A 20,911-nucleotide genomic window follows, 5' to 3' on the forward strand; every position below is an offset into this window, starting at 1 on the left:
TTATCTTAGCATAATGACTTTGGGTCATTTTATTGTACACTAATATTATATACCAAAATGACCTAAAGTCAATATATTTTTTTATAAATTTAGTAAACATTTTTTGTACAATTTATTTACTAAAAATGAATAGGGACAGTTCACTTTATTTCCACTATCTATGAAAAATAAAATGAACTGTCCCTCTTTATTTTATATAAAACTTTAACTTTAAATTAATATCTAGAATTATCTTTATAAAATTTACAAACTACTTTAGCACAAACGATTCCCAGTAATACTCCTACTAAAACATCAGATGGATAATGAACATACAAATATAATCTAGAAAATACTATCAGTGATGCTAATATATATACTGGAATTTTATATTTTTTTATTTTATTTGCTATAACTGTGGCTACAGCAAATGAAGAAAATGAATGTCCTGAAGGAAAAGAAAATGATGTTGGTGCTTTTACCAATAATTTTATATTATCTACTGCAACAAAAGGTCTTGATCTTTGAATAGTATGTTTTAGTATTCCTTCACCTATTATAGTAGATAATATTAATGATCCTAAGCACATTAGTCCTATTTTTCTATACTTTCTGCTTAGTATTAAGATTAAAGATATGGCCACCCATATAATTCCTAAATCCCCTAATCTAGTTATTAAGGGCATAAAATTATCTAAGAATCCATTCCTTAAATATTCCTGAATAAAATTTAATATTGATATGTCTATATTTTGTATAAAGTTCATATTGCCTCCTTTTATGTGTATAATTTATATTCATTATTATATAGTGTCTATTATTTTAGTTCAATTAATATTAATAATTGGATATAATTACTATATTAACTATAAATAATCCTTTTTACAATCAAAAAGGATACAATGGTAAACTTATAAGTCACCATTATATCCTTTTTAATTATATTTTCCTGAAAGTTCCTGAAAATTTTCATTAATATTCACATATAAAATAAATCATAATTACCTTAAAGTGCATAAAAGCCTCTTTTTATAAATATAACTTTTTGTACTAATTCCACTAAATTATGTCATGATAAAATTCAAATTCTTTAATTTCATGAGGCATTTTAGCTAAAGCCTAATAATTTACCTATTTGGAACACAAGAACTGAGAATACCCAACCTACAACAAAAGTATATATTGCTGTGAACCAAGCCCATTTACGTGAGTTTGTTTCCCTCTTTACTGCCCCTATTACTGCGGCACAAGGTGTATATAAAAGAGTCATAACCATGAAAGCATAAGCGCTTAATGGAGTAAATATATTTTGTATTGCTGTTGTTAAAGCTGGACCTTCACCTACTGCATATACAGTTCCTAAAGTTGCTATTACTGATTCTTTTGCAAGTACCCCTGTAACTAATGCAACTCCTGCCTGCCATGTTCCATATCCTGCTGGCTTAAACATAGGTGCTACAAATGCTCCTATTTGTCCTAAAACACTTTCTGCAGAACCTGGTTCTACGCCAAATGGTAGATTTGATAAAAGCCATACTACAAGTACTACTCCAAATATAATTGTTCCTGCTTTTTTAACAAAAGCACTAGCCTTTTCCCACATGTGTATAAATACACTTTTTACAGTAGGAACTCTGTATGGAGGAAGTTCCATAACAAAATAAGAACTTTCACCCTTAAATAAAGTTTTACTAAATATTTTTCCCATAATTATAGCTACTAATATTCCTAATACATATAAAGAAAATATAACTACTCCCGATGCTGAGAATGGCCCAATTTTCTTGTCCCCAAAGAACGCTGCTGCAAACAAGGCATAAACTGGCAATCTAGCACCACAAGATACAAATGGGTTAACTAGAATTGCTATCATTCTATCCTTTTTACTTTCCATTGTCCTTGTTGACATTATTCCTGCAACGTTACAACCACTACCTATTATCATAGATATAGCTGTTTTACCATGTAATCCTATAGACGTCATGAATCTATCCATAACATAAGCTGCTCTAGCCATATATCCGCTATCTTCAAGTATAGATATAAGCAAATACATAACAAATATAAGAGGTACAAATGTTAACACCGAACCCATACCTTCAATTACACCATCTACTATAAGTGAAGAAAGGAATTCTGAAGCTCCCGCTGCTGCTAAGGCTCCACCAGCCCATTCACCTATAGCTTCAAATGCAGGTGCTACCATGCCATCTCCTAAAAAGTCATTTCCAAATTTCATAGTTATTTGATACATAAAAAACATTATTATTGCGAATATAGGTATTCCAAGCCACCTATTAGTGACTACTTTATCTATTTTGTCTGATAAAGTTTCTGTTATTTTCTCATTTCTTCTTACTGCTCTTGAAACTATACCAGATATAAAATCATATCTCTTATCTACTACAAGAGTTTCTGCATCTAAGCTATAGCTTTGTTCTATATTGTTTTGTATTTTTTCTATTAAACTTAAAGCTTTGTCTCCACTACTCTCATTTTTTACCTTACCTATAATATAATCATCATTCTCTAATAATTTTATAGCTGTCCAATCCTTAGGATATCCGATATTTATATTTTTATCTTCAATTATATTTTTTATACTATTTAATTCTTCTGTTATTTCTTTTCCATAATCAAACTTTGGTGATGACTTGTCACCTTTGTCTGCTTTTGCAATAGCTGCACTCATAAGTTCTTTTAATCCCATTTTTTTAGTAGCTACTGTAGCTACTGCACTTATACCTAAAGAATTAGATATCTTATTTAAATCAATTTCTATATCTTTTGCTTTAGCTTCATCCATCATATTCATAGCTAATACTACGTTATTTGTCATTTCTAAAAGCTGAACTGTTAAATATAAATTTCTTTCTATATTTGTTGAATCTACTACATTTATTATTACATCTGGATTTTCTTCTAATATAAAATTACGAGCTACTATTTCATCTTCTGAATAAGCTCCTAAACTATATGTTCCTGGAAGGTCTACGATTCTTATATCTCTGCCTTCAAATCTCATTCTACCTTCTTTTTTTTCTACAGTAACTCCGGCCCAGTTACCTACATGTTGTTTTGCTCCAGTAAGTGAGTTAAACAAACTGGTTTTCCCACAGTTTGGATTACCTACTAAAGCAACCGTAATTCTATCTTTCATTAATCGTCCCTCCATTTACATTTCACTAACTAGAATTTTTGTTGCCATTCCTCGTGATAAAATAATTCTGCTCTCGCCTACTCCTAATATAAGAGGTCCTACATCATTTTTTATCATCTTTATAATATTTCCATTTATAAATCCCATTTCTCTAAGCCTTATAACCATAGATTCGTTACCTTTAATGTCTTGAACTTTTACATCATTTCCACTATTAACAAAAGAAAGGGCTAAATTTTGTTCCATAATTAAATCACCTCTACCAAAATGTCTTTAGCTTCATTTTCTCTTAAAGTTAAATGGTAACCTCTTAAAGTTATAGATATTGGGTCCCCCATAGGGGCTTTCCCATCTACTGTTATTTGTGTAGATTTTGTTATTCCCATATCTAGTAATCTTCTTTTTACTTTGCTTCCAGGTGTAATACCTACAACCTTTACCGTACTATTAACTTTTACATTGTTTAAATAATCCTTTTCCACAGAAAATCCCTCCTAGTATTGATTATCATTATCATATTATCTTTAAAAAATAAATTACTTGTAAAGTAACTTTATGCTAAATTATTATAGAATTTTCACTATGTTTTAATACATCTAAAATTATGTGCGTTCTAGCTCTGTCATAAATATAGAATTGTTTTTTAGCCTTCTTAATATCCTTGTACACCTTCCAGTAACCACAAAAAATACACTTACTTTTAGGATCTTCCATAAATACTTTTACCTCTTCTAAAGGAATTCCTAAAAATATTCCTATTTCATGTGGGCATATATTCTTAAATCTACTTTTTAAATGTAGTATACTTTCATTTATATTTATTTTATTTTTATAACCAAACTGTTCTAAAAAATTTATATTTTCTAAATCACTTAAAGTCTCTTTTAGACTATCTGAATTATAAAATAATATTATAGTGGCTTTATCAGTATCTTTCATTTTTATATAGTTTATATTGTATATATTTAAAAAATCTTCTTTATATAACTCCCAAAGTTTGCTAAGATTTCTTCCGCTAGTTGGTAAAGTTACAATAGTAGATGGTTTCACACCTTCAATGGTTGGAGCAATTAAGTACAGAATCATAGAAAACAAATATTTTTTATCTTCCATATCCTTTATTGTTTTCATATATCTATGAAGTAATCTTTTGCTCATACTATAACTCCTCTAAATCATTAATTTATATTTGTTTATTATAAGTTTGTCTTAAACACCTCTCAATATTAGTCCAAGAGCGTTTTGCATAAATTACTTGAGTATCTTTGTTTGCTTTAACTTGTTCTTTTACTGATTCTACAACATTATGTCCAATAAAATCTGTTAAAACTAAAACTAAATCAGTATTTACTGGAACTTGTAACTTTCTATGTCTTTTTCTTCTTCCTGAAATATGATTTATCTCATCAAAACCCATTTCTTTTAAATTCTCTTTTATAGTATTAATTCTATCCCCACCTACAACAAAAGCGCTCATACTAACCCCCCTTATAAACTTTATGTAGCTATTGAATATCATTATCAATTAAAATTATATACTAATTGATCAATTTAATCAATAGTATTTTAGTAGAATTTTTAAATTTAATAAAAAACGGTGCTAATTTTACATAATAGCTTTAATAAACTATTACTTAAATTAGCACCTTATATTTAATATTTTTCTATTTAGTCTTATTTATTTGTACTGAAAGCATTTATATACATTTGTTTAACTTCACTTATTAATGGGTATCTTGGATTAGCTCCTGTACATTGATCATCAAAAGCTTGTTCTGACATTTCATCTAATTTTTCATAGAATTTTTCTTTAGTAACTCCCGCTGCTTCTATAGATACTGGTATATCTACTTTAGCTTTTAATTCATCTATAGCCTTTATTAATAATTTTACCTTTTCATCATCATCTTTTCCACCTAGGTTTAAATAATCTGCTATTTTCGCATATTTAGCCTTAGCACTTGGATATTTATATTGTGGAAATGCTGTTTGTTTTGTTGGTACATCTGCGGAATTAAACTTAATTGTTTCATTTATTAATATTGCATTAGCCATACCATGTGGTACATGATGCATTGACCCTAATTTATGAGCCATAGAATGACAAACTCCTAAGAAAGCATTTGCAAATGCCATACCCGCCATAGTTGAAGCATTAGCCATCTTCTCTCTAGCTTCTATATTACTTGAACCTTCACTATAAGCCTTTGGTAAATATTCAAATATTAATTTTATGGCTTCTAAAGCTATTCCATCTGTATATTCTGATGCCATAACTGATACATAAGCTTCTACAGCATGCGTTAATGCATCGATTCCTGATATTGAAGTTAATCCCTTTGGCATATTAATCATAAGTTCTGCATCTACTATAGCCATATCTGGAGTTAATTCATAATCTGCTAGTGGATATTTAACTCCTGTTTTTTCATCAGTTATAACTGCAAAAGGTGTAACTTCCGATCCTGTACCTGCTGAAGTAGGTATTGATACCATCATAGCCTTGTCTCCCATATGAGGGAATTTATAAACTCTCTTTCTTATGTCCATAAACCTCATGGCTAAATCTTCAAATTCTACTTCTGGATGTTCATATAATACCCACATTATTTTAGCAGCATCCATAGAGGATCCCCCACCAACAGCTATTATTGTGTCTGGTTTAAATTCTTCCATTTCTCCAGCACCTTTATAAGCAGTATCTAAAGTTGGATCTGGAGCCACATCAAAGAAAACTTTATATACTATGCCGATCTCATCTAAAACATTAGTTATTTTATTTACAAATCCAAGGTTATATAATACCTTATCTGTTACTATAAAAGCTCTTTTCTTATTCATTTCCTTTAAATCTTTTAAAGCTACTGGAAGGCATCCATATTTAAAATAAACTTTTTCAGGTACTTTAAACCAAAGCATGTTTTCTCTCCTCTCAGCTACATTTTTAATATTCAATAAATGTTTAGGTCCTACATTTTCTGATACAGAATTTCCGCCCCAAGAACCACAACCAAGAGTTAGAGATGGTGCTAACATAAAGTTATATATATCTCCTATAGCTCCTTGAGAAGCTGGCATGTTTATAATTGTTCTTCCTGTTTTCATAGTAAACATAAACTTATTTATTTTATCTTTAGCTTTTAGTGTATCTGCATATAATGAAGATGTATGTCCAAATCCCCCTAATTCTATAAGTCTACAAGCTTTCTTTAATGCTTCATCAAAGCTCCTCACTTTATACATGCCAAGTATTGGAGATAGTTTTTCATGAGAAAATGGTTCTGGAAGTTCTACAGATTCAATTTCTCCTATAAGTACTTTTACTGTATTTGGTACTTTAATACCCGCCATGTTTGCTATATTGCAAGCTGATTGTCCTACTATTTTAGCATTTATAGAACCATTAACTAAAATAATTTCCCTTAATTTATTTTTTTCTTCTTGATTTAATATATAGGCTCCTCTATCTTGCAACTCTTTTTTCACTTTATCATATATTTTATCTATTACAACGATTGATTGTTCTGATGCACATACAACTCCATTATCAAAAGTTTTAGAAAGTATTATAGAACTCACTGCTGTTTTAATATCTGCTGTTTCATCAATTATAGCTGGTGTATTACCAGAACCAACTCCTATAGCTGGTTTTCCTGATGAATAAGCTGATTTAACCATTCCTGGTCCACCAGTTGCTAAAATTATATCTGCTTCACTCATTACAATCTTGGATAACTCTACACTTGGTTCTTCAATCCAATTTATTATTCCTTCTGGAGCTCCAGCTCTAACTGCTGCTTCAAGTACAACCCTAGCCGCCTCTACAGTTGATTTTTTAGCTCTAGGGTGTGGTGAAAAAATAATACCATTTCTAGTTTTCAGTGCTATTAATGATTTAAATATTGCAGTTGATGTTGGATTTGTTGTAGGAACTATAGCTGCTATAACCCCTATTGGTTCTGCAACTTTAATCAATCCGAATGAATCATCTTTTTCTATAATTCCGCAGGTCTTTTCATTTTTATATTTATTATAAATATATTCAGAGGCAAAATGATTTTTTATAACTTTATCTTCTACTATTCCCATTCCAGTTTCTTCTACTGCCATTTTAGCAAGTCTTATTCTTTGCTTATTTGCTGCCATAGCTGCAGCTTTGAAAATCTTATCTACTTGCTCTTGTGAATATGTGGAATAAATTTTTTGTGCTTCTTTAATTTTTTCAATTTTTTTCATTAAATCTTGATTTGTCACATTTTTCATTAATAACACCTCTTTAAAATATAGTTTATTTTTTAACAAAGTTATTTAAAACATATTAGGTATTTATTTATATTACTCTTCCTAATACCTAAACTTGCTACTTGTTATTTATTTAACAATTATATAATAATACCTTTTTTATTATTAGTCAATATTTTTTTGTTAAATTTTTATCATTTATTTTTTTAAAAAATAGCTATGAAAAATATATATTTTAGAATATACATTTTCATAGCCATTTTAAACATTCATTTTATATTATTAAAAAAATAAATTATTCTATTATAGTTAATTCCTTGCTATAATTATTTAATACTTCACAACCATCTTCTGTTACTAAAACTAAATCTTCTATTCTAACCCCAACTTCCCCTGGTAAATATATACCTGGTTCTATTGAGAATATCATACCTGGTTTTACTTCTTCAGTATTAACTGCTGAAACATCACCCAAATCATGATCTTCTATTCCAATTGAATGGCCTGTTCTGTGTGTGAAATACTTTCCATATCCGGCTTTTTCTATAACATTTCTAGCTGCTGCATCTATATCACAGAATCTTACTCCTGGCTTAACTACTTTTATAGCAGCTTCATTTGCTTCTTTAACTGTATTGTATACTTCTTTTGATTTTTCTGGAACAGATTTATAGAAGAAGGTTCTAGTCATATCTGAACAATAAGACTTCTTAACACAACCTATATCTATAACAATACAATCTCCTTCTTTAAGCGTAGAACCATCAGTTTCGTGATGAGGATCTGCCGCATTTGCACCATATCCTACTATAGGATCAAATGAAAAACCTTCAGCACCTAAGCTTTCATATATTCCTGCTAATTTTTGTGCCATTTGCTTTTCAGTTAATCCTTCCTTAAGTAATTCATGCATTTGTCTCATAGCTTCATCATTAGCTTTTGATGATTCTCTCATTAATTCTTTTTCTTCTCCATCTTTAAACATTCTAGCTCTGTCTATTATAATAGATGTATTAATAAATTCACTGCCACCCTTTAATTCCATAAGTCTTAATAAGAAACGAGCTGGCCAATTTTTATCAACACCTATTGGTTTATCTTTTTCAACATATTTAGCTATTAACTCTACAGCATCTTGATTATCATCAAACCATATTTTTTCTACTCCTAAATCCTCAGTAACTGGAAATAGTTCATTTATAAATAATTTATGGTTTCCATTTACATTAAGATATAATGCTATTAATCTTTCCCCTGTGTGTATCCATTTTCCTGTTAAATAAAATATAGCTGGTGCATCAGAAATTATCATTTGACTGATATTTCTTTCTTCCATTCCCTTTAATACTTTTTCTAGTCTTTTTTTATTCATAAAAGTGGCCTCCTTAAAATTAAAAATATTTATTTTTAATTCTCTGTAAAAACAGGGAAATTAAATCGTATGCTGAAAGAGACTATCATAGATAGCCTCTAACTTATTTTATTTACTCTAATTTTCTTTAAAGCCTGTTCTTTTAACAAATCTACTCCAAATTCTCAATCCCACTAATATAACTATAAGACCTCCACCTATCATTTGTATTTCATATGATAAGTTTTCCTTAAATGTTGGCATAACTGGTGCTGCTGATAATACTATTCCAAGTACAGTTATAGCTAATAATACTTTAGCTAATGTTACAGCTTTTGATGTACTTTTAGCCATTTCATAAGGTCTTACCTCATTTGGTCTTGATTTTCTTAATTTAATATAAGCTAAATATAAAAGAACATAAGGGAATAATGATGTTAATGCTGTCATTGTAACTAATATATTGTATATAGCATCAACAGATGGAAGTAATGTAGTAATTAATAAGATAATGCTTACTATTGTAGCTTGTAACATAACAGCTTTCACTGGTATATTATGCTCATTAACCTTTGTAAATTTTTCAGAAAATACTCCCTTTGGTACACTACCAAATAACATCTTTATAGGTGATGCTATGTATAAAATTATTGCTCCAAATACTGATAAAGATATTCCTAAAGCTATAATTCTTATAAACCATGGTCCAATCCCTAAACTAGATGCAACTGTTCCTAAAGCTACTAATATACCTTCAGATGCTGTAATATCTTTTGTAGGTACTATCATAGTAACTGCAATTGAACCTAAAACATATAATACTGCAACTATTGCCGCTGATATAAACACAGCTTTTGGAAATGTTTTATTAGGATTGTCTACTTCTGTTATAAAGTTTGCTGTTGTTTCTGATCCTGCAAGTCCAAACATTACAGAGGATATAGCAACTAAAGTATCCATATTTAATTGCGGTGCTAAAGTTTGAACTGTATATGTTGATGCTGATTTATGACCAAATATAAATACTGAAACAAAAGCCATTATTATCAAAAGTGCAGCAGGTACAGTAGAACCTAATGCTCCTACATTTGTAAATATCTTTGCAAATGTCATACCTTTTGTACTAATTAATGATAATATCCAAAATATAATTAATGATAATATAAGTACGAACATTTTATTACCAGCAAGTTCTGGTTTACCTAAAGCATATGATACATTAACTAATAAAAATGTTAAAAATGATGAATACCAAAATAATTTAGCAGTCCAATTTAGCCATGAAACCATGAATCCCCATTTTTCTCCATAGGCTTCTTTTACCCATTCATAAAGTCCACCATCTCTTGGATAAGTGGCAGCAAGTTCAGCACATAGTAGTGCTGTTGGTAAAAAGAATATAAATGAGAATATAACCCACATAGGAATAGCACCTAATCCTAAACCAAAGCTCGATGCTGTTGATTTAGCAATCCATCTGATTCCAAAAAGAGCTGAAACATTCATGAAAACTAAGTCCCATAAACCAATTTTCTTTTTCATCTTTCTTCCTCCATTTTGTCAATTTAAATTGTTTATTGTTATTAAATAAAAATTTTTTAAATATTTCAATATATTTTCATAATATCATAATATTTTTAGCATGTACATACATTTTTCAGTACTACAGTAAAAATTTTTGAAATATTAAAATTATATTGTATATATTAAATTTATATCTATCCAATATACTTTTACTTATTATTTAATATATTGTTAAACTTATAACAGTTTTTTTGCAAATAACTCTTATATTAAAAATTTAATTTCATATGTTTCTATAGCTTGAACTGAAAAAAGTATTATGTTATTATGTTGAAAGAAAAGTATGATTTTTCTGTTTTTTTAACTTTTCATTGGAGGATAAACATGATTAACGAAATTGCGGATAAAATTAGAGATCTAAGAAAAAAAAAGAATTTTACCTTAAAGGATTTAAGCAAAAAGACTGGATTATCTGTAAGCTTTTTATCTCAAGTAGAGAATAATTCATCTTCCTTAGCTATCACTTCTTTAAAAAGGATAGCAGATGCTTTAGATGTATCTATGAGTTATTTTTTTAAAGAACCAATGTCACATAATTTTTTAGTAAAAAATGAAGATCAAGAAGTTTTTCAAATAGAACACTCTAATTCTAAATTTGCTAGATTAAGTGGCACCTTCCCTCAACGAAATATGGAGGCTATGATGCTTATTATTCCTGCTGAACAAAAACATGGAGATAAATATGGTCACATAGGTGAAGAATTTATCTATGTTTTAGAAGGGGTTATTATACTAAACTTAGATGGCAAAGAATTTATAGCTAAAAAAGGTGATTCTATTCATTTTCCTTCTACTTCGCCTCATATATTAATAAACCCTTTAAAAGAAGATGCAAAAATATTAACAATTGTCTATCCTGTACTTTTTTAACTTAGTAAAAATTTATATAAATTAAAGGAATGCGTAAAATAATATTCTACACATTCCTTTATTAATTATATATTTTCTTTAAAACTTAATTTAAAATATAATCTGAATATATATCTGAAAACTCTATATTCACACTTTCTATATCTCTATCATAATCAAATTCTTCAACACAAGGACTATTTTCAATTATTTTAACAGGAATATTTATAATAAATTTACTACCTTCATTTATCTTACTTGTAACACTTATAGTTCCACCATGCATTTCTACAAAAGATTTTACAATATATAACCCTATTCCACTACCTTCTCTATTTCTATTAAAAGTCTTGTCCACTTGAGCAAATCTGCCAAATATTTTTCCTATTTCTTTTTCTGGTATTCCTATGCCAGTATCTCTAACAGAAATTATAATACTATCTCCTTTGTCTTTAATATTTACATATATGTTTCCTCCAGGTTTAGTAAACTTTATAGCATTAGATAATAAGTTAAGAATTATTCTTTCCATTTTATCTGCATCAAAACTCATTATTTTTTCTTCCACATCTGTATCAAAAATTAAATTTAATCCTTGCTTTTCAACATATGGAGCCACAGATAAGGTAACGTCTTCAATAAAACTTATACTATTATAATTTTTTTTACTTAATCTTAAAAAACCTGCATCTAATCTGCTTATATCTAATAAATTATTAATTAGTCTCATTAATCTATAGCAGTTTTGTCTCATCATATATAAATATTTATGTTTTTTATCTGTAAATTCATCCATATTATTAAACTTATAAGAACTTAATAATTGAACTGCAGAAAATATAACATTTAAAGGTGTTTTTAATTCATGAGATATGTTAGCTAAAAACTCCGTAATTAATTTATTAAATGCTCTACTTTCATTTAATAATTCTATATTCTTTTCTACATCTTTTTTTAATATTTCAACTTTTTTCTCTGAAGTAATGTCACTTAATATAGTTAATATAGTAGGTTTTCCTTCATATATAAAATAAGTTGAAGTACTTCTTGTAAGTATACTCTTCTTTTTATCATTTAATATTTCTTGCTCAAAATGTACTAAAGTAAGCTTATTTTCATATATTCCCTTCAATTTCTTTTTTATGGTATCTTTTTTATTTCCAGGAATAAAATCTAATATAGATCTATCACTAAATTCATTAAATTTTTCTAATCCTAATAGTTTTCTTGCACTTTCATTTATAAAAATTAATTTATTTTGTCTATGAATTAAAATAGCATCTCTTGAGTTTTCTATAAGTAAATTATAACATTCTTCATTTTTTACAAGTATTTCTTCTATGTATCTTCTTTCCTTATCCTTTTGACTTAATTCATTAGTTAATAACTTAAGTTTTTTCTCTTTTTTTTCTAAATTCTTCTGCTCTATTTTAACATAATATCCTAAAGTCCAAGCTGTTAATATAAATACCCCTACTATTATTAAATCATTTTCAAACTGTACATTAACATTTATATTTTTACCAAATATTAAATCTATAGATAATATTATTATTGAGGAAATTATTGAAACAGCCATGCCATGTTTTATACCTGATTGTATGGTTGATGTAATAATTACAAATAAAAATAAAAATTTATATGGGCTATTGCAATTATTAGAGAAGATTATTAAAATAGAAAAAATAAATATAAATAATGAATTATCAACCACTTGGATTTTTTTAATATTATTATTTTGAGATGTTTTAATAAAATACGATATCCACCAACAATATGCTAGCATAGTAATGGTAACCAATAAACCCAATGTAATCATATTAAGTTGCTTACTATTAGTAATATTGCTAAGAATTTTATTTGAATATAAAATATTATAGAATGCAATACTACAAAAAAATAAAGAAGCTAATCTTACAGCAGATATTATATTACTTATATTATTTTCCCTTTCCTTCATAAAATCACTCATATAATCACACCCATTAATATTATTTATATCAGCAATAAAGGATCTTTAAAGATCCTTGTATTGCCATGATATATTTATTTTTTTAAACATTTAGGTTCTTTAGGTTGATATGCTCCTATTGCACAAACTGATGCTGATGTAGAATTAGCTACACCTTTTAATACCTTAGCACTTAATTTTGATAATTTTTTTCCTGTTAAGTTCTTCATTATTTATTCCCCCTGATTAATAATATTATTATATATGTGTACATTGATTTTTTAATTGTTATAAATTAAAAATCAATGGACAAATCAAATTATATTTTTATTACTTTCTCCAATAATTTATCAAATTTCTTTACAAATATGTGACCCTTTGATGTAAGTGTAAAACTTTGCCACAATAATCCCACATATATACAATTTATAAAATTTAATATAAAATTATTTTTACTTTTATAATAAATTCCTAACAGTATTAACACAATTAAAGTAGATACACTAATTATTACTTTGGAATATCTTTTAAACTTTTCTTTTTGATGTACATCTTCTATAGGTTTTTGTATACTATCTACTGGAGCATACTTATTTACTAAATAAAAGCATAAAATTAAACTTATTAATGATGCTGTACAAATGAAAACATAACTAAAATTACAAAAAATCTTTTTTATTATAATAGCTAGTCCTACAATTATAACTGTACCTATTACTAAACACCTACCAGGTGAATCAGCATGTACACCTCCTGAATATTTTCTTAATAGACTAACACATATACATATAATAATTGATTCTAAAAATACATTAAAAATTGCACCAAATATTATAATAGATAAGATACAAGATAAAGTATGTATCAATACAAATGTCCCATAAATAATAACTTCTTTAGAGTCTTCATCTAATTTTAAGCTTTCTGTAATTTTATTTCCTACCTTATCAGATATAACTTCTATTAAATACATTTATCCTTACCCCTTAATGATTTATTAACAAGTTTATACACAACTAAAACAATAAATAAAAGTAAAATCAATGATGGCATAAAATATTCTACTCTTTTTAAAGGAGAATTCATTGAAATCTCAATATTTATTTTCAAAAAATTTTTTAAGAAAAATAAATTTCCTAATTCACACAAGGCTAAGGTTGTCATAGATATTAATCCACATCCTATAGACTTTTGAATACTAAGTCTATTAATTAATATACATAATAATATAAGCACCATAGTATTAAGAATAAAGTGTATTCCAAAATGAATAGGTAAAAATCTTATCAAATATATACTAATTGAAAATAAACAGCTAGATATAATATATTTACTTCTATAAAATTCTTCTCCAGACATAATATAAATTAAAAAAACAATCAGAAACGACTCAGGTACAACTCTCAAAAATAATTCTAAAAATGATATTTTTAGCATATATAATTTCTCCTTTGTTTTATTATAATATATTTTTACCAATAAAGTCAATAAAAGTAATTTATATTATATTTTTCTATAAAATGTATTATTTTAAACAACCAAACCAATTTATATAATATAATTCATAATAAATGTTGTTATTTTGCTCAAAAATTACAAGTATTATTTTTTATACCTTTTTTATCTATTTTATCATAATATAAGTAATTAATACAAATTTTCTAAAATAATTAATTTTGCTTTAGAAAATAATTTATTAATTAAATTAAAAATTATGTATAAATATTTATATTAAAATACTAATTATAGAAAAAGACCATATCAAAATTATTAAAAAAATAATTTTGATATGGTCTTTCTAATTTTTTTTCAAATTATGATTTAAATATATATCCGAAAATTCTATGTTTACACTTTCTATATATGTTTTATAATCATATTCTTCAATATAATTGTTGTTTTCTATCTTTTTAACAGGAATATTTATAGTAAATTTAGTACCCTCATTAACTTTGCTTGTGACACTTATACTTCCATCATGCATTTCTACAAAAGATTTTACAATATATAATCCTATTCCACTACCTTCTCTGTTTCTATTGAAAGTCTTGTCTACTTGAGAAAATCTTTCAAATATTTTCCCTATTTTCTTCTCGGGTATACCCGTACCGGTATCTTTCACAGAAATTATAATGTTATCTCCAGCATCTTTAATGTTTACATATATATTTCCTCCTGGATTAGTAAACTTTATAGCATTAGATAATAGGTTAAGAAGTATTCTCTCCATCTTATCTCCGTCAAAACACATTACCTTTTCTTCTACATCCGTATCAAAGATTAAATTTAGCCCTTGTCTTTCAACATATGGAGCCACAGATAGAGTAACATCTTCAATGAAGCTTATACTATTATAGTTCTTTTTATTTAATTTTAAAAAACCTGCATCTAGTTTACTTATATCCAATAAATTATTAATCAGTCTCATAAGTCTATAACAATTTTGTCTCATCATATCCAAATATTTATGTTTTTTTTCTAAAAATTTGTTTATATCATTAACATCATAAGAATCTAATAACTGAACTGCTGAAAATATAACATTTAAAGGTGTTTTTAACTCATGAGATATATTGGCTAAAAACTCTGTAATTAGTTTATTAAATGCTCTACTTTCATTTAATAATTCTATATTTTTTTGTACATCTCTTTTTAATATTTCAACTTTTTTTTCTGAGGTAATATCACTTAATATAGTTAATATAGTTGGTTTTCCCTCATATATAAAATAAGTTGATGTACTTCTTGTAAGTATACTCTCTTCTTTTGCATTTATTATTTCTTGTTCAAAATGTATTAATGTAGATCTATTTGTATATATATCATTTAACTTTTTTCTCATAATATTTTTTTTATCCTTAGGCACAAAATCTAATACAGATTTATGTCCTAATTCGTCAATTTTTTCTACACCTAATAATTTTGCTGCACCTTCATTAGCAAAAATTAATTTATTTTGTCTATGAATTAAAATTGCATCTCTTGAATTTTCTATAAGCAAATTATAGCATTCTTCATTCTTTAAAAGTATTTCTTCTATATATCTTCTTTCTTTATCTTTTTCACTTAATTCATCAGTTAATAATTTAAGTTTTCTCTCCTTTTCATCTAAATTTTGTCGACCTATTTTAACATAATATCCTAAAGGCCAAGCTGTTAAAATAAACACCCCAACCATTATCAAATCATTTTCAAACTGCTCATTAACACCTATATTACATCCAAATATTAAATCTATAGATAATATTATTACTGAGGAAATTATTGAAACAATCATTCCTTGCCTCATACCTGATTGTATTGTAGACGTGATAATTACAAATAAAAATAAAAATTTATATTGGCTATTACAATCACCTGAAAATATAATCAAAATAGAAAATATAACTATGAATACAGTATTGTCTATTATCTGTATTTTTTTATTGTATCTATTTTTACAAATTTTAACTGAATATGATATCCATAAGAAATAAATCAATATAGTAACAACAACTAATACACTAAGTGTACGAACATTAAGTCCTAATTTAATACAACTAAGTATCTTTCTTGAATATAAAATATTATAAACAACAATACTACAAAAAAATAAAGAGCATAATCTTACAGAAGATATTATGTCATTTATATCATTTTCCAACTTATTTATATATTGTTTCATATATCAATCACATCCATTAAGATTTTTTTATTATGTAATATACTTTAATGTCATTTACTTTTAATAAATAATATATTATCTAAATAAAATATTTTTAATTAAATCTTTGATGCTCACTTACATACTTTCTAATTAATAAAACAACAATTAATAATAAAATCAAAGAAGGACTAAAACATATAAGTTTTGTGTATGAGGACGAAAATACAAAGCCTATATCTAGCTTTAATATATATTCTAATATGAACAAATTTATCCACTCACACACAGATAAGAGCATCATACTTGCCATAGAATATGCTATGGCCTTATTAATAGGAATTTTATTTATTAATATACTTATAAATATAATAACTATAATATTTATAATAAAATGAATTCCAAAGTGTATAGGTAAAATTCTAACTAGAAAGATCAATATTGATGTAATTAAGCAACTTGCAATATACCTCGCTTTATTTATCTTAATTTTTGAAAGACTATTAATTAATAAAAAAATTATAAGTGTTTCAGGTATCATTCTAAAAATCAATATTGGGAAATGTACTTTTAACATATATTTTCTCCTTTGTTACTTTTTAATTATTACTTTCAATGCAATTATACTATTAAGCTAAACAAAATAAAATACTTATTATCAAATTTTATCAAAAATTAACTAAATATAGTGATTTATGTTATATATAATTCTACAATATAACATTGAATTTTGAAAATATATGTTTATAATTTAAATTTTATATAAATATGCCCATAAAATTAACCTTCAAGTATATTACTTATATACCGAAGGTTAATTTATGTTTTAAGCAGTATTAAATTAGAATAATTTATGCTACTAATTTTAAGAATTTATTTATAGAAATAGAATATTCCATTTCCTTTGCTAATTCTTTATTTTCTGTAAAACCAACCCTTTTAAATGCTCTTTTTGATCGTTTATTATTAAAATTAATTTTTGCAATTACTTCATCAACTCTCCACTCGAAAAAAGCATGCTTTAATCCTTCTAATATAGCATTAGTTCCTAAACCTCTTCCCCACTTTTCTTTGTCTCCTATTACTATTACTATTTCTGCATAATTATTTTTTGGTATAAGTCTTAAAAATCCCACAGTTTCTTTTTCTTTTGTCGTTATCATAAAAAAGCTTCCATTTTGATTAAACAAATGTGTAAGGATAGGCATATTAACCCTATACATTACATCCTTAATGCTCTTTCCAGCATTTTGCCTTTCATTTAAATATTGTGTTACCTCGGTATCCTCTAACCAATCAACAATTTTTAAAGCATCATCTCTAAATACTTCCTGACGCAGTCGTACAATATTATCTTTCATTAGTGAATCCTCCTTAACATTATAAAAAAACCTATTACTGTCCACAAATCATTGAACAATAATAGGGTTATGTTAATCGTTGTTAATTGTACCAGTATAAACTATTAAATTCAAATACTGTATTTTAAGTTTAATTACAGTTGTATAAAGATACCGATAGAAACTTTGATATACCTCATTTTTATTATGTATTTCGCCTTATTCTTGAATTTATATATAAATAAAAACAAAATACCCGTATAATAAAAAGCTGGATAGATTTTTAATGTACTTACCAGCCTTTTATACACTATATATTATATGTTAAATATTTAATTATTAATTGTTATAATAAAGATTTTCTGAAGGATACTCAGCCTCGCAAGTTATATCTATTCCAAGTTTTCTAAATGTCTGTTCATCATTAGTGCTTAAAATTACTGTAGAATGTGCTTGGCATCCTTTTAATTCTGATAATTTTTCTATAGCAACTTGAGCCATTGGATTAGTAGCTGCACATATGCTAAGTGCAATTAATATTTCTTCACAACTTAAAGCTGGATTTTTATTTCCTAATGTTTTTGATTTTAAATTTATAATAGGTTCTAATATAACTGGTGAAATAAGATGAATATCATCATTAATACTTGCAAAATATTTTACTGCATTTAATATTACAGCTGCTGTTGCATGCATAGTATTTGAACCTTTACCTGTAATTATTGTTCCATCTTGTAATTCCATTGCTACTGCTGGACAAATTTCGTTTTTATTAGCCATTTGTTTTAATTTTGCTGAACGTTCTCTTGCTGGAATAACAACTTTTCTATCTTCTTCCTTTAGGTTAAGTTCTTCCATTATAAGTTTAACTCTTTGGAAGGTTTCCTTATCTACATATCCCTTTTTATACTCACAAGCTGTTTTAAAACATCTTCTTATTATCTCTTGCTTAGATGCTTCTTTTACAACGTCATCATTAATTATTCCAAATCCAACTCTATTAACTCCCATATCTGTTGGGGATTTATACACAGCTTCTTCCCCTGTTATTTTTTCTATTATTCTTTTAAGTACAGGGAACGTTTCAATATCTCGATTATAATTTACTGCTATTTTATTATACTCATCAAAATGGAAAGAGTCTATCATATTTACGTCTTTAAGATCTGCTGTTGCAGCTTCATAAGCTATATTTAAAGGATGTTTTAATGGTACATTCCATACTGGGAAAGTTTCAAACTTTGAATATCCTGCAACCTTACCCCTTTTATATTCATGATAAAGTTGGCTAAGACAAGTTGCAAGTTTTCCACTCCCTGGTCCTGGTGCCGTTACTACAACAATAGGTTTGCTTGTTTCAATATATGGATTTTTTCCGTATCCTTCATCACTTACAATAGTATCTACATCTGTTGGATATCCTTTAGTGGCTCTATGCTTGTATACTTTTATTCCTCTTCTTTCAAGCTTATTTATAAATACTGTAGTAGCTGGTTGTCCATCATATCTAGTAATTACTACACTATTTACATCAAGATCATAAGCTCTTAAATCATCAATTAATCTTAAAACTTCTAAATCATAAGTAATGCCGAAATCTCCTCTAATTTTGTTTCTTTCTATATCCCCTGCATATACACAAATAACTATTTCTACCTTTTCTCTTAGTTTATGTAATAATTTTATTTTAGCATTTTCATCGAAACCAGGTAAAACTCTTTTAGCATGAAGATCAAATAAAAGTTTTCCACCAAATTCTAGATACAACTTATCATAATTATTAACTCTTTCTAAAATATACTTTGATTGTTCTTCTAAATATTTTTTGTGGTCAAATCCCTTTTTCATTTTTTTACTCCTCACTATGTAAAATCATTATTATTATGCCCTTATGCTCTTTAAACCGTCCTCTATAAATTTAATTATACAATTTTTTATTATTACATAATTTCATCTCAAAGTAAACATAACTTAAATTTATATTATAAGAATAAATATTGTATTAACCTATATATATACTTTTTACTACTGAAAATCTTAGTTTTTCTTTAGAAGGAGGCAAATTCCCCTATCATAAAAAATTTTCCTACATATTATATATGTATTTTTTTACTGCAAAATATTATACACATAAAGAAACTATAAATGCTAAAGTAGATGATAAAAATTAGTTGAAATCCTTTAGTCTAAGGCAACTACTTATAAAACCAATCTTGTTCAAAAAGAAATTGTTGAAAAATCCTTAGATAATCCAATTCGCTCCAAAGGATTAGAGGATTTAGTTAAATGAAGAAAAGTGTGATCATAATAAGTAGTGACCATACAAGATCTGTAGCAATTAAAATTATAATTCGTATTCAAAAAAATTAGAAAATCAAATTCAAATATAAGTATTAAAATTTTAGTAGCAACAGGATTTTATAGAATCACATTTTTTGCAGGATTTTCTGGAGAAAGAAAGAGAGTATTACCTGGAATTGTATCAACTACAACCATTCTAGCAAATCATTGTTCTGAATTTATATCAGCTCCTCATGCTAGAACAAGTATGTTAAAGGATAATCCAATCCACAAAGATATAGTATGTGCTACTGTAAATCGCTTTTATAATAAATGGAGTATTAGATGAAAATAAAAAAATTATATATTCTGTTGCACAAGAATACTAGATAAATTTAAAGTAATCATGGTGACCGATATGTGTGATCCTGAAATCATAAAAAATATGCATATGAAACATGCTTATACTTTTGAAGGAAAAGATGCTAAAATAGCAGTTATTCCCGATGGATTAGGAGTAATTGTAATATGA

18 protein-coding genes and 1 pseudogene are annotated in these 20,911 nt (G+C 26.8%); 3 read left to right on the top strand and 16 right to left on the bottom strand.

Going from position 1 to position 20,911, the window contains the following annotated elements:
- Window positions 1–215: 215 nt before the first annotated feature.
- From BN1711_RS10855 to BN1711_RS10895, 9 genes are all read right to left on the bottom strand, one after another.
- A complete protein-coding gene (locus tag BN1711_RS10855) occupies window positions 216–746 on the bottom strand; it encodes a phosphatase PAP2 family protein (protein WP_050608170.1) in 531 nt (176 codons plus the stop codon).
- A gap of 341 nt (window positions 747–1,087) precedes the next feature.
- Entirely contained in the window at window positions 1,088–3,139 is a 2,052-nt protein-coding gene (feoB, locus tag BN1711_RS10860) for a ferrous iron transport protein B (protein ID WP_082174114.1), read from the bottom strand.
- A gap of 15 nt (window positions 3,140–3,154) precedes the next feature.
- On the bottom strand, window positions 3,155–3,385 hold the full coding sequence (locus BN1711_RS10865) for a FeoA family protein (protein ID WP_050608172.1): 231 nt from the start codon (window positions 3,383–3,385) through the stop codon (window positions 3,155–3,157).
- A 2-nt stretch (window positions 3,386–3,387) separates the two neighbouring features.
- The gene (locus BN1711_RS10870) at window positions 3,388–3,621 is read right to left on the bottom strand and encodes a FeoA family protein (protein ID WP_050608173.1); all 234 of its coding nucleotides are present in this window, start codon (window positions 3,619–3,621) and stop codon (window positions 3,388–3,390) included.
- Window positions 3,622–3,697: 76 nt separating this feature from the next.
- Window positions 3,698–4,297, bottom strand: coding sequence for a DUF3793 family protein (locus BN1711_RS10875; RefSeq protein ID WP_050608174.1), 600 nt, complete (start codon window positions 4,295–4,297; stop codon window positions 3,698–3,700).
- 25 nt (window positions 4,298–4,322) lie between these two features.
- The gene (locus tag BN1711_RS10880) at window positions 4,323–4,616 is read right to left on the bottom strand and encodes a DUF2325 domain-containing protein (protein WP_050608175.1); all 294 of its coding nucleotides are present in this window, start codon (window positions 4,614–4,616) and stop codon (window positions 4,323–4,325) included.
- A gap of 197 nt (window positions 4,617–4,813) precedes the next feature.
- Window positions 4,814–7,402 (bottom strand): bifunctional acetaldehyde-CoA/alcohol dehydrogenase, encoded by a 2,589-nt coding sequence (adhE, locus tag BN1711_RS10885; protein ID WP_050608176.1) that lies wholly within the window; start codon window positions 7,400–7,402, stop codon window positions 4,814–4,816.
- 274 nt (window positions 7,403–7,676) lie between these two features.
- Window positions 7,677–8,753 (bottom strand): M24 family metallopeptidase, encoded by a 1,077-nt coding sequence (locus BN1711_RS10890; protein WP_050608177.1) that lies wholly within the window; start codon window positions 8,751–8,753, stop codon window positions 7,677–7,679.
- Between the two features lie 117 nt (window positions 8,754–8,870).
- Window positions 8,871–10,274, bottom strand: coding sequence for an APC family permease (locus BN1711_RS10895; RefSeq protein WP_050608178.1), 1,404 nt, complete (start codon window positions 10,272–10,274; stop codon window positions 8,871–8,873).
- Between the two features lie 366 nt (window positions 10,275–10,640).
- Here BN1711_RS10895 and BN1711_RS10900 point away from each other — a divergent pair, with 366 nt between their 5' ends.
- Window positions 10,641–11,186: a helix-turn-helix domain-containing protein gene (locus BN1711_RS10900; RefSeq protein WP_050608179.1), complete on the top strand. Its 546-nt coding sequence runs from the start codon at window positions 10,641–10,643 to the stop codon at window positions 11,184–11,186.
- An 85-nt stretch (window positions 11,187–11,271) separates the two neighbouring features.
- Here the strand turns inward: BN1711_RS10900 and BN1711_RS10905 are convergent, their stop codons facing one another.
- The 7 genes from BN1711_RS10905 to BN1711_RS10935 form a co-directional block, all read right to left on the bottom strand.
- Window positions 11,272–13,137: a PAS domain-containing sensor histidine kinase gene (locus BN1711_RS10905; RefSeq protein ID WP_050608180.1), complete on the bottom strand. Its 1,866-nt coding sequence runs from the start codon at window positions 13,135–13,137 to the stop codon at window positions 11,272–11,274.
- Window positions 13,138–13,211: 74 nt separating this feature from the next.
- The gene (locus BN1711_RS12330; protein ID WP_082174115.1) at window positions 13,212–13,346 is read right to left on the bottom strand and encodes a cyclic lactone autoinducer peptide; all 135 of its coding nucleotides are present in this window, start codon (window positions 13,344–13,346) and stop codon (window positions 13,212–13,214) included.
- Window positions 13,347–13,435: 89 nt separating this feature from the next.
- Complete coding sequence (locus tag BN1711_RS10910; RefSeq protein ID WP_050608181.1) at window positions 13,436–14,089, bottom strand: accessory gene regulator ArgB-like protein; 654 nt, start codon at window positions 14,087–14,089, stop codon at window positions 13,436–13,438.
- Window positions 14,080–14,553 carry a hypothetical protein gene (locus tag BN1711_RS10915; protein ID WP_050608182.1) on the bottom strand — a complete coding sequence of 158 codons (474 nt, stop codon included), beginning with the start codon at window positions 14,551–14,553 and terminating at the stop codon, window positions 14,080–14,082. The genes BN1711_RS10910 and BN1711_RS10915 overlap by 10 nt, the downstream gene beginning before the upstream one ends.
- A 361-nt stretch (window positions 14,554–14,914) precedes the next feature.
- Entirely contained in the window at window positions 14,915–16,780 is a 1,866-nt protein-coding gene (locus tag BN1711_RS10920; protein WP_050608183.1) for a PAS domain-containing sensor histidine kinase, read from the bottom strand.
- A gap of 830 nt (window positions 16,781–17,610) precedes the next feature.
- Window positions 17,611–18,120, bottom strand: a complete 510-nt coding sequence (locus BN1711_RS10930; protein WP_050608185.1) for a GNAT family N-acetyltransferase — start codon at window positions 18,118–18,120, stop codon at window positions 17,611–17,613.
- Between the two features lie 318 nt (window positions 18,121–18,438).
- Complete coding sequence (locus tag BN1711_RS10935) at window positions 18,439–19,947, bottom strand: DUF1846 domain-containing protein (protein ID WP_050608186.1); 1,509 nt, start codon at window positions 19,945–19,947, stop codon at window positions 18,439–18,441.
- Between the two features lie 337 nt (window positions 19,948–20,284).
- Between BN1711_RS10935 and BN1711_RS12960 the strand changes: the two are divergent.
- Together BN1711_RS12960 and BN1711_RS12950 are read left to right on the top strand one after the other, a co-directional pair.
- Window positions 20,285–20,756: pseudogene (locus tag BN1711_RS12960) on the top strand (lactate racemase domain-containing protein); the annotation flags it as partial.
- A 29-nt stretch (window positions 20,757–20,785) separates the two neighbouring features.
- Window positions 20,786–20,911 (top strand): hypothetical protein, encoded by a 126-nt coding sequence (locus tag BN1711_RS12950; protein ID WP_423243701.1) that lies wholly within the window; start codon window positions 20,786–20,788, stop codon window positions 20,909–20,911.

The sequence above is a fragment of the Clostridium niameyense genome, assembly GCF_001243045.1.
GTDB lineage: Bacteria > Bacillota > Clostridia > Clostridiales > Clostridiaceae > Clostridium_F > Clostridium_F niameyense.

Coding starts and splice junctions, on each gene's coding strand:
- BN1711_RS10855 (WP_050608170.1), bottom strand. CDS start 746: ATGAACTTTATACAAAATATAGACATATCAATATTAAATTTTATTCAG.
- feoB (WP_082174114.1), bottom strand. CDS start 3,139: ATGAAAGATAGAATTACGGTTGCTTTAGTAGGTAATCCAAACTGTGGG.
- BN1711_RS10865 (WP_050608172.1), bottom strand. CDS start 3,385: ATGGAACAAAATTTAGCCCTTTCTTTTGTTAATAGTGGAAATGATGTA.
- BN1711_RS10875 (WP_050608174.1), bottom strand. CDS start 4,297: ATGAGCAAAAGATTACTTCATAGATATATGAAAACAATAAAGGATATG.
- BN1711_RS10880 (WP_050608175.1), bottom strand. CDS start 4,616: ATGAGCGCTTTTGTTGTAGGTGGGGATAGAATTAATACTATAAAAGAG.
- adhE (WP_050608176.1), bottom strand. CDS start 7,402: ATGAAAAATGTGACAAATCAAGATTTAATGAAAAAAATTGAAAAAATT.
- BN1711_RS10890 (WP_050608177.1), bottom strand. CDS start 8,753: ATGAATAAAAAAAGACTAGAAAAAGTATTAAAGGGAATGGAAGAAAGA.
- BN1711_RS10895 (WP_050608178.1), bottom strand. CDS start 10,274: ATGAAAAAGAAAATTGGTTTATGGGACTTAGTTTTCATGAATGTTTCA.
- BN1711_RS10900 (WP_050608179.1), top strand. CDS start 10,641: ATGATTAACGAAATTGCGGATAAAATTAGAGATCTAAGAAAAAAAAAG.
- BN1711_RS10905 (WP_050608180.1), bottom strand. CDS start 13,137: ATGAGTGATTTTATGAAGGAAAGGGAAAATAATATAAGTAATATAATA.
- BN1711_RS12330 (WP_082174115.1), bottom strand. CDS start 13,346: ATGAAGAACTTAACAGGAAAAAAATTATCAAAATTAAGTGCTAAGGTA.
- BN1711_RS10910 (WP_050608181.1), bottom strand. CDS start 14,089: ATGTATTTAATAGAAGTTATATCTGATAAGGTAGGAAATAAAATTACA.
- BN1711_RS10915 (WP_050608182.1), bottom strand. CDS start 14,553: ATGCTAAAAATATCATTTTTAGAATTATTTTTGAGAGTTGTACCTGAG.
- BN1711_RS10920 (WP_050608183.1), bottom strand. CDS start 16,780: ATGAAACAATATATAAATAAGTTGGAAAATGATATAAATGACATAATA.
- BN1711_RS10930 (WP_050608185.1), bottom strand. CDS start 18,120: ATGAAAGATAATATTGTACGACTGCGTCAGGAAGTATTTAGAGATGAT.
- BN1711_RS10935 (WP_050608186.1), bottom strand. CDS start 19,947: ATGAAAAAGGGATTTGACCACAAAAAATATTTAGAAGAACAATCAAAG.
- BN1711_RS12950 (WP_423243701.1), top strand. CDS start 20,786: ATGGTGACCGATATGTGTGATCCTGAAATCATAAAAAATATGCATATG.